This window comes from Pseudomonas sp. FP2294, assembly GCF_030687625.1.
GTDB lineage: Bacteria > Pseudomonadota > Gammaproteobacteria > Pseudomonadales > Pseudomonadaceae > Aquipseudomonas > Aquipseudomonas shahriarae.
Window position 1 is genome coordinate 3,798,334 of sequence record NZ_CP117441.1, and the last position, 16,212, is coordinate 3,814,545.

A 16,212-nucleotide genomic window follows, 5' to 3' on the forward strand; every position below is an offset into this window, starting at 1 on the left:
AAGAGAGTTCTACGCCAATACCATCGCGATACAGTCGGTCATGCGCTTCGGCGACTAAGCAGGAACAAAAAAATCACAACTCTTGTCGCAGTATGGATTCCCAAGCAGGATTCGATAAGGCGGTGCTGTGCATCTCTATCGACACATCGAATTAGCACATTACGATGCTGATTCGGCGCTAAAGCACTAGAAAAAGGATTTTGGAAAAGGTTAAAGAAAATAACCATAGCTGGTGTCACTCTTGCACTTACAGGTTGCGGACTTCTCCCTCCCCCAGCGCCACCTGCTCCCCCTACAGTCGAGCACTCTATTGCAAGCAAGACCGAAATCGTCGATGCAAAAAGGAAGCTGCTCAGACATATTTCAGACCCCGACTCCGCGAAATTTGAAACTATTTATAAATTCAAGGGGCGTTTCGCTAGTGGTAAAAGCTATGAAGGAGTCTGTGGTTATGTGAATTATAAAGGCGCAGAAGGTGGCTATGAAGGATTTACACCGTTTATGGTCGTTGGGGATGTGGTCTCTTATTACGGTGACCATTTACCTCACAACTACCATATCCTCAGGAATCGGCGCGCTCAGGGTCAAGTGCGCAAACTGGCGGATGGGCGTGATTATACAGCGCCTCTTCCATGGCAGGATCAAGAACCAGTTTTGCCGCAAGTGAATGCGCAGCATGGTATCCAGCGGATACGGTTTGCGGCCACCGCCAGCCTTCGGATAATAAGGCTCGTATCAACGCCCGTAAACCGCTCCAGGGCACGACCTGATCCATCGCGGCGTGTTTGCTTGCGTATTCGAAATCGGAAAAGCTCAGCTGGCTCATGAAGCACTCTGGGCAGGTGTGAGGCTGTATTTCAGCATACTTGGGGGCTTGTTCGGAGTTTCCCTATTGAAAACAAATGCCGTTTTTTTTTGCGCAGGGCACGCGCCACCAAAACTTACCACCATTCTGAAACCGGTGAAGCCAGAAAGGACATGCCGTTGCCGGCAGTCCCTCCCTAAAACCATAGTTGCGACTTTGCTCGCACACCACCAAGCACTTCAATAGATCGTTAGCAAACCCGGTTATCTCGCTTGAACTTCACTTATCTCGAACCAGCAATGCAGGCCACCTGCATGTTAGTCTCTGTATAGTTTTTGCTTCTATAGCCATTATTCATGTCGACAGCATAACCTTCTTCACTAGAGGGTTGATCATTGGCCCAATAATAGTACGCCGGAGCGTCCTCTGTGAACGGCCATCCGTAGATAGTGTTCATGATTTTATTACCCTGCGCGTTTTCCGAACCAGCCGGCGCAGCACCTGTTAAACGGGTAAATATCTGTTGTAAATCGCTTGATTCTGCCAATTTTCCTCCTCGGGATGCGCAAAAGTTTCTTGCTGCGTTCCATGACATCCGCTTCGCTTTTGGTTGAATGAACGGTCTTATCGCACTTGCGACAGGCCCTAGCGAGGCAGAAATTTTTTCTACACCATTCAAGTTTGTCGTTGAAACCGGTGTCACTTTAAAGGTAATAGTCTCATTTTGATCGGCGAAGACTAGCTGGTAGGTTTTGTTGGTAGCCGTAGGAATGGCATTCGCAGCCCGGTACCATTGGATCTTATTCGTCACTCCGATATTGTTGCCAACGGGTTTAAATTCTGCCTCTAGGGTCTGACCGACCATGACGGTATATCCTTCGGAAGTAGGTCGCTTAATTTTCAGATCAGTGACACTAGGGGGGAGCTCTGTAGTAGCCATTACCTTGTTGCCAATCAACGGTACTTCCAGATTATTTTTAGGCAACATTGTCAATTCCACCACGCGACCAGAATATGTCGCCAGATCCAAGGGCGGCGACTGCACGGTGCCGTTACCAGTTACCACGTCCGTCGAATTGTCGACAGCCCCTTCTGTTGTGCCTACCAGGCCCCATGCATAGGTCGAACTATCCGACCCGCCGTTCGGATCATTGTAGGTATAGGTTGCTGTCAGTACCTGATTCTGATCCAGAATACCGCTGATGCTCAGCTTATCGATCTGCGGCTTCTTGGAGGAGTCGATCACTGTGCCGCCTGTGCCACCCGTCGAGTTCGCCGTCGTCTTGGTCTCCACATTGCCGGCTACACCAGCAAGGTTCTTCGCCTGCACCGACACTTCCAGCACCTGACCGGCATCGGTATCACGTAGGGTATAACCTGGCACCACACCGCTGTTGATGACCTTATCGCCGCTCGCAACACCATTGGCCGTCGAGTCTTTCACACCCCACTTATAGGTCGACGCATCAGCCGAGCCACTGCCGTTGGCATCGTATGTGTACTGACCCGTCAGGTTTTCACCCACATTCAGCTTGCCGTTGATCGTAAGGTCAGCGATGACCGGGGCGACGTTCAGGTTAATCACACCCCCTGCACCGTCACCGCCGGTGGTACCGGTCGAGTTCGCCGTCGTCTTGGTGTCCGTGTTGCCCACGGTGCCGGCCTGGTTCTTCGCCTGCACCGACACTTCCAGCACCTGACCGGCATCGGTATCACGTAGGGTATAACCTGGCACCACACCGCTGTTGGTGACCTGATCGCCGCTCGCAACACCATTGGCCGTCGAGTCTTTCACACCCCACTTATAGGTCGACGCATCAGCCGAGCCACTGCCGTTGGCATCGTATGTGTACTGACCCGTCAGGTTTTCACCCACATTCAGCTTGCCGTTGATCGTAAGGTCAGCGATGACCGGGGCGACGTTCAGGTTAATCACACCCCCTGCACCGTCACCGCCGGTGGTACCGGTCGAGTTCGCCGTCGTCTTGGTGTCCGTGTTGCCCACGGTGCCGGCCTGGTTCTTCGCCTGCACCGACACTTCCAGCACCTGACCGGCATCGGTATCACGTAGGGTATAACCTGGCACCACACCGCTGTTGGTGACCTGATCGCCGCTCGCAACACCATTGGCCGTCGAGTCTTTCACACCCCACTTATAGGTCGACGCATCAGCCGAGCCACTGCCGTTGGCATCGTATGTGTACTGACCCGTCAGGTTTTCACCCACATTCAGCTTGCCGTTGATCGTAAGGTCAGCGATGACCGGGGCGACGTTCAGGTTAATCACACCCCCTGCACCGTCACCGCCGGTGGTACCGGTCGAGTTCGCCGTCGTCTTGGTGTCCGTGTTGCCCACGGTGCCGGCCTGGTTCTTCGCCTGCACCGACACTTCCAGCACCTGACCGGCATCGGTATCACGTAGGGTATAACCTGGCACCACACCGCTGTTGGTGACCTGATCGCCGCTCGCAACACCATTGGCCGTCGAGTCTTTCACACCCCACTTATAGGTCGACGCATCAGCCGAGCCACTGCCGTTGGCATCGTATGTGTACTGACCCGTCAGGTTTTCACCCACATTCAGCTTGCCGTTGATCGTAAGGTCAGCGATGACCGGGGCGACGTTCAGGTTAATCACACCCCCTGCACCGTCACCGCCGGTGGTACCGGTCGAGTTCGCCGTCGTCTTGGTGTCCGTGTTGCCCACGGTGCCGGCCTGGTTCTTCGCCTGCACCGACACTTCCAGCACCTGACCGGCATCGGTATCACGTAGGGTATAACCTGGCACCACACCGCTGTTGGTGACCTGATCGCCGCTCGCAACACCATTGGCCGTCGAGTCTTTCACACCCCACTTATAGGTCGACGCATCAGCCGAGCCACTGCCGTTGGCATCGTATGTGTACTGACCCGTCAGGTTTTCACCCACATTCAGCTTGCCGTTGATCGTAAGGTCAGCGATGACCGGGGCGACGTTCAGGTTAATCACACCCCCTGCACCGTCACCGCCGGTGGTACCGGTCGAGTTCGCCGTCGTCTTGGTGTCCGTGTTGCCCACGGTGCCGGCCTGGTTCTTCGCCTGCACCGACACTTCCAGCACCTGACCGGCATCGGTATCACGTAGGGTATAACCTGGCACCACACCGCTGTTGGTGACCTGATCGCCGCTCGCAACACCATTGGCCGTCGAGTCTTTCACACCCCACTTATAGGTCGACGCATCAGCCGAGCCACTGCCGTTGGCATCGTATGTGTACTGACCCGTCAGGTTTTCACCCACATTCAGCTTGCCGTTGATCGTAAGGTCAGCGATGACCGGGGCGACGTTCAGGTTAATCACACCCCCTGCACCGTCACCGCCGGTGGTACCGGTCGAGTTCGCCGTCGTCTTGGTGTCCGTGTTGCCCACGGTGCCGGCCTGGTTCTTCGCCTGCACCGACACTTCCAGCACCTGACCGGCATCGGTATCACGTAGGGTATAACCTGGCACCACACCGCTGTTGGTGACCTGATCGCCGCTCGCAACACCATTGGCCGTCGAGTCTTTCACACCCCACTTATAGGTCGACGCATCAGCCGAGCCACTGCCGTTGGCATCGTATGTGTACTGACCCGTCAGGTTTTCACCCACATTCAGCTTGCCGTTGATCGTAAGGTCAGCGATGACCGGGGCGACGTTCAGGTTAATCACACCCCCTGCACCGTCACCGCCGGTGGTACCGGTCGAGTTCGCCGTCGTCTTGGTGTCCGTGTTGCCCACGGTGCCGGCCTGGTTCTTCGCCTGCACCGACACTTCCAGCACCTGACCGGCATCGGTATCACGTAGGGTATAACCTGGCACCACACCGCTGTTGGTGACCTGATCGCCGCTCGCAACACCATTGGCCGTCGAGTCTTTCACACCCCACTTATAGGTCGACGCATCAGCCGAGCCACTGCCGTTGGCATCGTATGTGTACTGACCCGTCAGGTTTTCACCCACATTCAGCTTGCCGTTGATCGTAAGGTCAGCGATGACCGGGGCGACGTTCAGGTTAATCACACCCCCTGCACCGTCACCGCCGGTGGTACCGGTCGAGTTCGCCGTCGTCTTGGTGTCCGTGTTGCCCACGGTGCCGGCCTGGTTCTTCGCCTGCACCGACACTTCCAGCACCTGACCGGCATCGGTATCACGTAGGGTATAACCTGGCACCACACCGCTGTTGGTGACCTGATCGCCGCTCGCAACACCATTGGCCGTCGAGTCTTTCACACCCCACTTATAGGTCGACGCATCAGCCGAGCCACTGCCGTTGGCATCGTATGTGTACTGACCCGTCAGGTTTTCACCCACATTCAGCTTGCCGTTGATCGTAAGGTCAGCGATGACCGGGGCGACGTTCAGGTTAATCACACCCCCTGCACCGTCACCGCCGGTGGTACCGGTCGAGTTCGCCGTCGTCTTGGTGTCCGTGTTGCCCACGGTGCCGGCCTGGTTCTTCGCCTGCACCGACACTTCCAGCACCTGACCGGCATCGGTATCACGTAGGGTATAACCTGGCACCACACCGCTGTTGGTGACCTGATCGCCGCTCGCAACACCATTGGCCGTCGAGTCTTTCACACCCCACTTATAGGTCGACGCATCAGCCGAGCCACTGCCGTTGGCATCGTATGTGTACTGACCCGTCAGGTTTTCACCCACATTCAGCTTGCCGTTGATCGTAAGGTCAGCGATGACCGGGGCGACGTTCAGGTTAATCACACCCCCTGCACCGTCACCGCCGGTGGTACCGGTCGAGTTCGCCGTCGTCTTGGTGTCCGTGTTGCCCACGGTGCCGGCCTGGTTCTTCGCCTGCACCGACACTTCCAGCACCTGACCGGCATCGGTATCACGTAGGGTATAACCTGGCACCACACCGCTGTTGGTGACCTGATCGCCGCTCGCAACACCATTGGCCGTCGAGTCTTTCACACCCCACTTATAGGTCGACGCATCAGCCGAGCCACTGCCGTTGTCGTCATAGCTGTACACGCCGGTCAGGGCTTCACCGATGCTCAGCTTACCCACGATGTTCAAATCAGAGACCACCGGCTTCGCCGCTGGATCACCGTACACAGTTGTCTCCAGGCTTGCGACTTGGCCCACGGACGGCTCGGAGCGCGCAGGGTCGGTCCTAGGCGTGACCTCTACGCTCAGCCGTTCGCCTGGACGATCACCGTTGCTCTCAGCCACGGTGTAACTGAACGCAGTTGCGCCTTGAATAGGTTGACCATCGCGCAGCCATTGCACTGTGGTCCCTTGCTCCAAGTCCCCATCCAGGTCGCTAAAATCATAGGTCAGCGTAACGGTGTCGCCAAATGCCGGTATCAGCTTGTCAAACGCAAGGTTACTGGCGACCGGGGCTCGCCCGTTAATCCGAGAAGTGGGCTCGGAAGTGTATTTTTCCGCATACACCGGCACACCGTACATAAATTGCGATGCAATCAATATTCCAGCGGTGATCTTGTTTCTGAATAACTTCATGAGCGCTATCTAAACCTGAAAAAGAGAATTCGAATATTCAAAAGACCAAGCACCGAGAAGACGCTCTGCGCGGCAGAAGACTGCTATCGAACGTCCACTGCTCTGCCTACGCATCCGCGGCTTACGCGCCTGGCCACCACACCTAGGTTAAAAACAAGATCCGTAACAAGCCGGGCATCCGGTGACATCCCGCCATTTGCCCACCCACCACAGCAGTTGCAGGGCCACTGCCACGGCACAGATGTCCCTGGGACAAAGCCTCATAACCCTTCATCTGTACCCTTCAGCGCGTCCAGTGAACCCGTGACCGCAGTGAATGCGTCATCTAGGGCGTGACTTTTTGGGATTCAACCGTCACCCGAACCCGCTTGAGTTGATACCCCGGTTGGATTGTGAAGGTTTGTCCCGTCGCCCCTGCCACATCGACATACACGCCGCTGCCTGGGGTGGTTTCTTCTTCCCATTGGTAGAGGAAGCTACTGGCACTACAACTAGTGGCACACACCACCATCGCAGTGAGTACGTCACCCACCAAAGGAACACCATTCAACGTGTTGCCGGCGTGGTCCTGAATGATCACTACCGGGATCTGTGTATCAATTGAGCTGGCCGTGTTCATGCTGGAGGTATTACCGATAATTCCAGCACCGTTTTGCGCGGTAACCTGAAACGTCAACACGCTGCCAACGTCGGCACCGTCGAGCAAATAGGTGTTATCAGTCTCGGTATGGCCGCCGTTAAGCCAAACCATTGTTGATTTGTCGGTGGGCTCACCGCCGTTAGATGTAAAGGTATAGACCCCCGTTAACGTCGAACCCACGCTGAGGCTGCCATTGATGGCCGTTACATTAACTGCCGGCACCAAGGTATTGGGAGTTACGGTGACGGTATAACTGGCTGAACCGAAAACTTTACCGGCTCCATCGTGTTCAACGGCAGTAATGGTCACCGTACCAAGCACCAGAGCACTCAACACACCGGTCACGGAGTCGACGCTCAGTGCCAGTGGGTCAGAGGATGAGTAGGTCACCAAACCTTGGCGCCCGCCTTGAACACGCATACCAGGATCACTGGTTCCCACCATCATGCTCATGTTACTCAGCGCAAAGGTCAGCGGCGCATACTTGTCTTTTTCCTGATACTCAAGAACGATGTTGTAGTTGCGATTGACGATATCGGTCTTGGCTTGTGCCAGTGGGCGTAGGGCAATAGCTTTTTCCGGATCAAGCAATTCATTGAGTGATTTATCGAAGTCCCAAGTCAGCCCCATGCCCAGCTCCCAGCCCCCAAGGCCACCGGTAACTTTGGTATGTTGAGCGTTCAAGTTAAGCAAAGGGATCGGTTGATACTTGGCACCCAAGGTATAGCCTTTAGGATTTTTTTCCGTCTGACTACGGCTACCTGAGACGTCGACGCGGTCGCCCTGCCACTGGAAGTATTTACCAGAGAGCGACAGCTGTTGAATGCCGGGCATCGCGGTTTCCACATTAGCGTCCCAGCCCTTAGCGGCACGTTCCTGAAGGAAGCGGGTGTCTGGATTACTGTTCAGCCGATGATCGTTGGAGTGTTTCCAGCCGCTGAGTGGGGCGTAGTAGTTAGCCGAGAAGCGCGCCTGATCGGTCCAGGCTTCGCCTCCGATGCCGCCACGGGTGTGGTTGCGAGACATGTCCTGATCGAGAAAGCCGTTTACCCCCAATACCCAATGCGGGTCCACTTGCTTGCGATACCCCAGTCCGACGTTGGCCAGATTGCGTTCGCCAAAGGTGCGTGCGCCTATTTGAGCGAAGACAATGTCGATGTCACGCTCGTACAACGGCTGGAGGTAATCCAGCGAGTAGCCGACCTGGCCGCTGTTGACGTTGGCCTGGATTCCGACCTTAGCGGTGCCATTGGCGCCGAGGAACTTCTCGATCTCGCGAGACGCACCGCCGGTCACCCCGCCCATGGCACGCTGAGTCAGCATCCCGGTTGGGTCTGCACCTTTTTTCTGGTTGGCCCCCAACAGTTGGGCAGCACCCACCACCTCCTGCGCTAAGGCACTGGTCAGTTGATCCTGTTCTTTGAGCTGTGCCGCACTCAGCTTGCCATTGCCTGCAAAGCCCACCGGACCGGGCACCAAAATGAAGTCGCCTGCCTGGAGCGTGGCCAGTTTGCTGGCCAGCATAACCTGCCCGTTTAAGGCTGAAAGTTCACGAGTGGAACGGTTAAATTTTCCGGCAACTGCGGCCAGGGTTTCACCGGGCTTGAGTTGATAGACGAGGTAATTGCTATACAGCCGTGCCTCACCCTGCGGACTATAAGGTACTAGTACCGAGCTGGATGACCAGCCGTAGGCTTTAAATTGTTCGCGCAATGATGTCAATGCACTGACCGGCAGAGAAAAGCGTTCGGCAATAGCTTGTAATGTCTCACCTTGAACCGGTGGGTAGATAATGTATTGCAGAACTTGCTCTGCCGCGACAGTTTTCTGATAAGGCGCAGCCACCGACGAGGCGATATGACCTGTAAAGAACAGCAGGGTCAAATAGGTGAACGCTTTTTTATTTTGAAAGAAAATCATTAAACTCTACCCAAGAAAAATCTATCAAGCGAGCACCCAAAGGTGCAGGCCTCCTTAATAGTCCAACACTTGGACTTCATTGCTTACTTTCAGTGGCTGCACAGTGAAGCGCAGTTATGCGCCAACAATGAAATGGCGCAAGAACCAAAAACACTCATTTAACATTTTATGATTTTAATTCTCTCGAGCGGCGTTACACTTCTCGCGCTCTTCGCCAATGCGTCCATCCAGGATGGCCTGATTGGCATCCTTGGCCGTAACAGCAAACCCTTGTTCATCAAAAGCGCCCATCTGCAGTCGATAGCTGGAAAAACGTTCGATAACCGGAACGCGAAACGGCTGCTCCTCACCGGGAGCTAACAATCCAAACGTATAGAGAATGCTTGCCTTGGGGTGACATTGGGTCGCTATAGGCGTAATCACCAGATACCCTTGAGTAATAGGCGCATCCCCTACATTAACAAGGGTGCCGCCGACCTCCTGGGTCTTACCGTTGCCAATGCCCATGTGAAACTTCACCTGCAACTCAGGGGCAGCCCATGTAAGCGAGGCATATGCAGCTGTAATTGCTATAATCACCCGAAAGTAAATTTTCAATTTCATCACCTTTCAAACTTTGACACCAATAATGGACTAGTTTCGGCAAACACAGTGCAAGACAGAAGCTCAATTAATGTGAATTCACCACTTCTCACAGGCTCGTGCACAAACCGGCTCGGAAACATTACTTTCCCCGAAAGTATTGTAGGACAATGATTCCTGATTACCACTGACCGTCGACAGGAAGAACGGACACTCCCTGCTGAGAGCTCTGCTCTTTAAGAGGCAGCATTTCGAGCGAGCGGGTCAATTTTCGGTTACTGGAGTGGCCGCGATAGAAATCGGGGGGGGCGGTTAAAAAAGAAACCGTCGCTTAGGGATGCTACGACCAACTTGCCGCCACTTTTCGGCAAGTTGATCGGAGCGTCCATAAAAATCGAGAGACATCAAAAGATAATATTTATTTCCAATATCAAAAATCTTGAACACCAACACAAGGAAATCCCATGAACCACCTATACAAACTAGTGCATGCAGTGACACTTATTTTTTTTCTACTGCCATTGGCAACAACTGCTCAGGCAAAAAGCACACAGACATTAACAGTGGTTTCATCCGAAGTAAAACTTGAATTGATTGGGTATTGGTCCCCGAACAAGCTTAATAATATTCTCCAGCAGCTTGCGCCTGAATTTTTCGGTGTCACTGTGAAATACTCACCTGCAACAAACGGCGTAAGCTTGTATAGAATAACCTACCCTTCAGTTATACCAGAGCGTGGCAATCAACCCACTATAGCCACAGGACTACTTGCAATACCAGATATAGATTCTTCTAACCTTTCAATTGTTTCTTATCAACACGGCACAGTCTATGGCAAGCAACAAGTCCCTTCTTTTCCCGAGCAATCGACTGAAACGGCGCTAATGATTGCTCAGTTTGCCGGGCAGGGTTATATCGTCATAGGTGCAGATTACTTTGGTTTGGGAAAATCCACTGAGCCAGAAGGTTATATGGTGAAGGCTAGCCATCAGCAATCCAGTTACGATATGTTGGTCGCCAGTAAAGCAGTCCTTAGCCATATGCAAATCAATACACGTAATTTATTTTTAGCTGGCTGGTCACAAGGCGGCTTCGTCACGATGGCCTTTCTTGAAAAGTTAGAAAAGGCAAACATCCCCGTGCAGGCAGCAGTGACTGCCAGTGCACCAACTGATATTTTCATAACGCTGAGTGGTTTTCTAAACTTCCCGAGAGCCAACGATGCCGACTGGGTACCTACGTTATTTATTCTCTCGAGCTTTTCATTTGAACACTATTATGGAATCCCTGGCTTGGCTAGATCAATAATAAATGAAGACTATTTTGAAGTTTCTCGCAAAGCGTATGAGAGGCAGCAGTACGACCCAGCCGACATACCCACGGACTTACGGAAGCTAATTAAGAAAGAATATTTTAACTCTCAGTTTTTTGCAGCATCGGCTTATGGCCGATTAATTGCTGACACACAAGCCTACCGATGGGTGATTAAAAGCCTAGTGAAAAATTATTATGGCGAAGCTGATGAGGCGATTACTATCGGCCTGGGCAGATTACCGATGGTCTATCAACAAGCCATAGGAAATGGCAACCCACAGGTAGAGGCAATTTCGACAGGGCTAACCACTCACCGTGGTACATTTGCTACTGCAGTACCACTATGGAAGATAGTATTCGACGACAAAAACCATTAAGGAGGCGCCGAGTAATTAATCCGCTCACGCCGCCCTCCATTTCCAGGCCGTCCTTTTTCAACCCATCGGTCTTACTCTGGGTTTCTGAGGGCGATTTCTGCCCTCATTTTGCTGATTCGCGGGCTCATCTCGCTTTCAGGCGGTTTTATCCCGTCGCCCGTTGCAAAAACCGTTTGGCCAGCAGCAAATTGGCCAACCCAAATAGACTGAACAACTTTGCGCTGTATTCTTTTCAGCCCACGGTAACGAACCTTGCGTTGGTTGAAGCGCACCTTGATCACCGGAAAGGGGTTCTCAACCTTGACACACAGTTGCGCCTTGCCGTCTTCAATCTTGCGTTTGCTGATGAGGCAATAGACGTGGCCCCGTGGCACGCCAGACGACAGGCCCGCTCCGTTCTGGTGGTTCCGGATTCCAGCAGCGCATTCCAAAGAATAAACTTGGCTCTTCAAACAATCGTTTGATCTGGTTCAGTTAAGGTACAGCAGGGGTTCAGCGGGTATTCAGGACGGGGGACATAACCTTGCTTCATCCCCCACAGCGCACTCAGCGCATTAGGAATTTCCTCATGACCTCCTTAAAAAAATTGCTGCTGACCTTCACCGTACTGGGCGCCAGTGCCACGGCCCAGGCGGAGACCACTAACTTCGCTGGCCTGACCTATGGCCAGACCAGCAACCAGGTCAGTAAATCCAAGTCACTAAACGATAACCTCAACCACCCAAGCGCCGACGGCATAATCCACAAGGACCACACCTTTGGTCTTCGCGTCGGCCGTCAAAGCGACGACAGCCGTTACTACGCCACCTATGACAACGTGTCGGGTTCGCACCATGCGTATAAGCAGCGTCAGGAAAACCTGCTCGGCAGCTACGACCTGTTCTTGCCGGTGGGCAAAGATACCAAACTGTTCGGCGGTGCCTCGGCCGGCCTGACCAAAGTCAGCCAGGAATCGTCCGGCTTCAGCCGCGACACCAATATCGGTTACACCATCGGCGCTCAGGTAGGTGTACTGCAGCAGGTATCGCAAAACACCTCGGTGGAACTGGGTTACCGCTACCTGCGCACCAACGCCAGTACCGAACTGAACGAGCACGGCGGCAGCAAACAGGGTTCGATGAAACTCAACAGCAGCGCTCAGACCTACCTGGCGGCCAACTACGCGTTTTAACCAGCGTCCGACGTCAAGCTGACGAGGTACATCGGTGTGCCTCGTCAGTAGGTTTCCAAGGAGAGCGTCATGAAATTGCTGGTCGTTGAAGATGACGCGTTGTTGCGTCATCACCTGCACACGCGCCTGACCGAGAGCGGTTACCTGGTTGAAGCCGTGAGCAACGCCGAAGAGGCGTTGTACCGGGCTGAGCAATTCAACCATGACCTGGCGCTGATCGACCTTAGCCTGCCGGATATGAGTGGGCAGGAACTGATCCGCCAGCTGCGCACCCGGGGCCAGCGTTTTCCAGTTCTAATCCTCACCGCGCGCTGCAATTGGCAGAACAAGGTCGAAGGTCTGGCCGCCGGGGCCGATGATTACCTGGTCAAACCCTTTCGGTTTGAAGAGTTGGACATACGGCTGGCTGCCTTGCTGCGCCGCACCGGCGGGTTTACCCAATCGACTCTCGTCGCCGGACCGCTGTCGCTCGACCTTAATCGCAAGCAGGCGGTTCTCGATGAGCAGCCATTGGCCCTAAGCGCCTACGAGTACCGCATCCTCGAGTACCTGATGCGCCATCATCAGCAGGTAGTGGCCAAGGAACACTTGATGGGACTCTATCCGCAAGACGGTGAGCGCGATCCGAATGTCATCGAGGTGTTGGTGTACCGACTGCGGCGCAAAATCGAAGGCCGGACCGGCTTTAAGCCGATCGACACCGTGCGCGGCCACGGTTACCTGTTCACGCAGCGTTGCACATGATGGGCTCGCGGCGCGTAGGATGGATGCTCGTAGCCGCCCTGCTGGCGGTGGCGTCCCTGACCTTATTGATGCCCGTTACGGGCGAGATTCTTGGCTGCTTGGCGATTATGGCGGTGGCGGCGTTTATCATCACACTCTGACAGCCCAAGTAGCCGCCCGCTAAATATCGAGATTGCCACGTATGGTGACGGCTAAAAACCATGGCCACCACCATTTTTGCGCTATTTCTGGCGGACTGCAGCGGTGAAGAACAGGCGTTTCGAGAAGTCCATGTAACCACAGCGAGTAGATGCGCCTGATCGTTAGTGGCTTCCTGAATGACAATCGTGATTCGCCGGGCGTGAGCCTCAACATCGGCCCCGAAGACGTGACTTTTTGAAGGCCGCGTTGGATCGAGCCAACGTGATGGCGGGGCTCGGTGAATGACCGGTGTAATAGCGTCGCGAACTTGTCCATCAGCGCTCACTGGGGGCGAGCACTCCATTCAATCCGCTCACAGGTCCACCGGCACCACCTTTGTGGCCCGCTAGCTGACGTCGACAGAGGCGGTTAACCGTCCTACGCCGCGCCACCAAGATTCGCGGAGCGCCGAACTCAAAACCAAGTAACCCCTCCCCCCTTCAATCAATCCACCCGGCAACGGCGTGGCGAGGCATTCCTATGGCCAACACAAAGCTGGCGCCAGCCCTAGAGACCGCGCCGCGTTTCATTCGGGCGATGCACGCACCTGCTTATCTCGGCATGTGCCGGGAAGAACTCAAGAACACCGTGCGCCCCCACGTCCGCGAATTCCCCATTGGGAAACAGGGCGTTGCCTTCGACCGTCATGAACTGGACCAGTGGGCAGACGCCTACATCGAAGCCAAGGCGATTGAAAAGCAGACCAATCAGGACAACAATCCGCCCCGCAGTGGGCGCCAAGGAGCAAAACAATGGCGCGAAAAACAATGTCGGGCCTCTACGAGAGGAGCAGGATTGGGCACATCGACAAAGTCGTCAGAGGTTGCCGACTTCAAGAACGCACTGGAGCAAGCGAGAGGGAAGAAGCCGAGCAGTACTTGATCCATCGGCTGGAAAGCGTGCCGATGATTTCAATGATGGGGGAAAAGAAATCCAGCAGGAAGCCTTACCCCCTGTCATGGGATGAGCAGTCAATGCTTTTGGCCGAGCTGCCGGACCACCTGTTGAGGATGGCCCTCTCTAAAGTGAACACCGGCTGCCGGGAACAGGAAGTCTGCAAATTGCGATGGGATTGGGAAACACGAGTGCCGGCGTTGAACACCAGCGTGTTTCTGATGCCTGCCGGGTTCGGCGGGCGAAGTGTGAGAAAGCCGGGGTGCGCGCAGCGGACAAGTGGGAGAAGACCCACCAGGCGCCGGCACACCCTGGGTTCAGATCAATCAAGATTCACGACCAAACACACCTTTGGCAGAAGGCTACGTGCAGTAAGCGTGACAGAGGAAGATCGTAAAGCGTTGTTGGGGCATAAGAACGGCAGCATTACGAGCCACTATTCTACCCCGGAGGTGCAACATCTGATTGAAGCTGAGAACAAAGTATCTGCATACTGACTCTCGCGGGCCGACGCTGACAATCTTGAGGAGAAAAACGGGATGAGCCCCCGCAAAAGTCCCTACGCATGAAAAAGCCCAATCTTTTCAGATTGGGCTAAGTCATTGAATTATATGGTCGGGACGGAGTGATTCGAACACTCGACCCCTAGCACCCCATGCAAGCGGACACCTCTACAACCCGCTAAATACAAGGCTTCGCGCCTGGCGCTCGCTGCAACGATGCCTAACAGTGCGGAGCCGTAATTTACGAAGTCACTCGTAAAGTCACTGAGCCTTTTTTGGCTACCTCACGGCGTTCTGCCGACCGAACACCCACCAATCACCGCATCACCCCTGACACGTCTGGCGTTCGCTTGTAGAACTAGGCCGCAATACCGGCCCCCAGACGATCAACCTCAAGCTAATAGCTCTCGAGTGATGAGGGGAGTCTCGATTATTTTTTCAGTCAGTGACTTTTTGCATAGAACCGAGGACGTGGCAAAGAGATATCATTCAATCAGGATCAGACCAAGCACCGGAGCTCTCATGGACTGCATTATTCTAGTTTTATATATTACCTGCCCACCGATTGCATTAGCCATTATGGCAACCGTTACAATTAGTCGCATTAAGAAAAACAATGATTCATGGCCAAAAACCATTTGGTTAGATCCTGACCACGGCCTATCAAAACAAGCTTTATTTTGGATAGTAGTATTGACGCCAATTATATACTTCACACTGTTCGGGTGGTCAGTCTGGAAAACCCAAACGCCAAGTTTAAGTATTGAAGGCTTCAATAAATTCATTGAAATAAGCAAACTACCTATCGCTCTCCTTTCGCTTTCCATCCCTCTAGCAGCACTAGTAACCAAGCTGCACTCCACAGCCCAAACAGCTAGACAGATAGAAAAAAACAAACATGAACTTTTTTATCTTCACCGGAGAGAATTTGTTTCTTACTATGAACTGGTAGGTAATACAAAATTCCCCGGCGGGCTTAAAGTTGACTATAGAATCAACCCTCGCATACATAATCGACTTTTTGCAGGAGAACCCGCTGATGGCACACCTCGCCTAAAAATAAAAGTGATTGACGAACAGATCGCAAGCATCATAAATGCAAGAGAGGAGCTAAAAATAGCTATTGAACACGCCCCTTCTGATGAATCACGTAATTCATATGCATTTTTTTGCCAAAAAATATTCTCACTTATTTCATTCTTCAGCATAAAAGATATTGAACATATTATTTATGATAAAAACACCAAACTTGTGCCTGGCGTAGGCAACGTGCGATTTATCCCCACTGTTCTAAAAGCCATTGACGGATATCTTTGTGTTGAGAACTACATGATCAGCACATTGGAGTTCGTCGGTTATCAGAAAGGAATTGAAAAATTGATGCGCGACAGAGTCAACTTCAAAGATCTTTTATCAAAGAGCAATAACGGCAAGGCAATCAATAACTATGCAAAACATATCTAATGATCTCACCCCGTGAGCGCTGACTTGAGGCACCGCATCACTAGCAATGCTTGCCCATAGGGTGAGGGGTTACCAGTAGCGTCAGACGCAGAACAACTGGAAAAATCGGCTA

8 protein-coding genes, 1 tRNA gene and 3 pseudogenes are annotated in these 16,212 nt (G+C 53.4%); 6 read left to right on the forward strand and 6 right to left on the reverse strand.

What is annotated here, in order from left to right; genetic code table 11:
- Window positions 1-546 precede the first annotated feature (546 nt).
- From PSH73_RS16750 to PSH73_RS16765, 4 genes and pseudogenes are all read right to left on the reverse strand, one after another.
- Window positions 547-826: pseudogene (locus PSH73_RS16750) on the reverse strand (transposase); the annotation flags it as partial.
- A gap of 262 nt (window positions 827-1,088) precedes the next feature.
- Window positions 1,089-6,311 carry a hypothetical protein gene (locus tag PSH73_RS16755; RefSeq protein ID WP_305460964.1) on the reverse strand — a complete coding sequence of 1,741 codons (5,223 nt, stop codon included), beginning with the start codon at window positions 6,309-6,311 and terminating at the stop codon, window positions 1,089-1,091.
- 325 nt (window positions 6,312-6,636) lie between these two features.
- Complete coding sequence (locus tag PSH73_RS16760) at window positions 6,637-8,871, reverse strand: ZirU family protein (protein WP_220172414.1); 2,235 nt, start codon at window positions 8,869-8,871, stop codon at window positions 6,637-6,639.
- Window positions 8,872-9,045: 174 nt separating this feature from the next.
- Window positions 9,046-9,474 carry a hypothetical protein gene (locus PSH73_RS16765; protein WP_220172415.1) on the reverse strand — a complete coding sequence of 143 codons (429 nt, stop codon included), beginning with the start codon at window positions 9,472-9,474 and terminating at the stop codon, window positions 9,046-9,048.
- Between the two features lie 443 nt (window positions 9,475-9,917).
- Here PSH73_RS16765 and PSH73_RS16770 point away from each other — a divergent pair, with 443 nt between their 5' ends.
- The gene (locus PSH73_RS16770) at window positions 9,918-11,144 is read left to right on the forward strand and encodes a S9 family peptidase (RefSeq protein WP_220172416.1); all 1,227 of its coding nucleotides are present in this window, start codon (window positions 9,918-9,920) and stop codon (window positions 11,142-11,144) included.
- A gap of 145 nt (window positions 11,145-11,289) precedes the next feature.
- On the opposite strand, the pseudogene PSH73_RS16775 reads toward PSH73_RS16770, so the two are convergent.
- Window positions 11,290-11,485 (reverse strand): annotated as a pseudogene (locus PSH73_RS16775) (IS5/IS1182 family transposase); the annotation flags it as partial.
- A 227-nt stretch (window positions 11,486-11,712) separates the two neighbouring features.
- Between PSH73_RS16775 and PSH73_RS16780 the strand changes: the two are divergent.
- From PSH73_RS16780 to PSH73_RS16795, 4 genes and pseudogenes are all read left to right on the forward strand, one after another.
- Window positions 11,713-12,315, forward strand: a complete 603-nt coding sequence (locus PSH73_RS16780; RefSeq protein ID WP_128592925.1) for a hypothetical protein — start codon at window positions 11,713-11,715, stop codon at window positions 12,313-12,315.
- Window positions 12,316-12,384: 69 nt separating this feature from the next.
- Window positions 12,385-13,059 (forward strand): response regulator transcription factor, encoded by a 675-nt coding sequence (locus PSH73_RS16785; RefSeq protein ID WP_220172417.1) that lies wholly within the window; start codon window positions 12,385-12,387, stop codon window positions 13,057-13,059.
- A 660-nt stretch (window positions 13,060-13,719) separates the two neighbouring features.
- On the forward strand, window positions 13,720-14,121 hold the full coding sequence (locus tag PSH73_RS16790) for a hypothetical protein (protein ID WP_258571527.1): 402 nt from the start codon (window positions 13,720-13,722) through the stop codon (window positions 14,119-14,121).
- Window positions 14,007-14,676 (forward strand): annotated as a pseudogene (locus PSH73_RS16795) (hypothetical protein). Before PSH73_RS16790 ends, PSH73_RS16795 begins: the two are co-directional and overlap by 115 nt.
- A gap of 69 nt (window positions 14,677-14,745) precedes the next feature.
- Here the strand turns inward: PSH73_RS16795 and PSH73_RS16800 are convergent.
- Window positions 14,746-14,814, reverse strand: a tRNA-Pro gene (locus PSH73_RS16800).
- A gap of 344 nt (window positions 14,815-15,158) precedes the next feature.
- Between PSH73_RS16800 and PSH73_RS16805 the strand changes: the two genes are divergently transcribed.
- A complete protein-coding gene (locus PSH73_RS16805; protein WP_305460967.1) occupies window positions 15,159-16,100 on the forward strand; it encodes a hypothetical protein in 942 nt (313 codons plus the stop codon).
- Window positions 16,101-16,212 lie beyond the last annotated feature (112 nt).

Excerpts from the sequence above, each read along its gene's own strand:
- PSH73_RS16755 (WP_305460964.1), bottom strand. The coding sequence starts at position 6,311 with ATGAAGTTATTCAGAAACAAGATCACCGCTGGAATATTGATTGCATCG.
- PSH73_RS16760 (WP_220172414.1), bottom strand. The coding sequence starts at position 8,871 with ATGATTTTCTTTCAAAATAAAAAAGCGTTCACCTATTTGACCCTGCTG.
- PSH73_RS16765 (WP_220172415.1), bottom strand. The coding sequence starts at position 9,474 with ATGAAATTGAAAATTTACTTTCGGGTGATTATAGCAATTACAGCTGCA.
- PSH73_RS16770 (WP_220172416.1), top strand. The coding sequence starts at position 9,918 with ATGAACCACCTATACAAACTAGTGCATGCAGTGACACTTATTTTTTTT.
- PSH73_RS16780 (WP_128592925.1), top strand. The coding sequence starts at position 11,713 with ATGACCTCCTTAAAAAAATTGCTGCTGACCTTCACCGTACTGGGCGCC.
- PSH73_RS16785 (WP_220172417.1), top strand. The coding sequence starts at position 12,385 with ATGAAATTGCTGGTCGTTGAAGATGACGCGTTGTTGCGTCATCACCTG.
- PSH73_RS16790 (WP_258571527.1), top strand. The coding sequence starts at position 13,720 with ATGGCCAACACAAAGCTGGCGCCAGCCCTAGAGACCGCGCCGCGTTTC.
- PSH73_RS16805 (WP_305460967.1), top strand. The coding sequence starts at position 15,159 with ATGGACTGCATTATTCTAGTTTTATATATTACCTGCCCACCGATTGCA.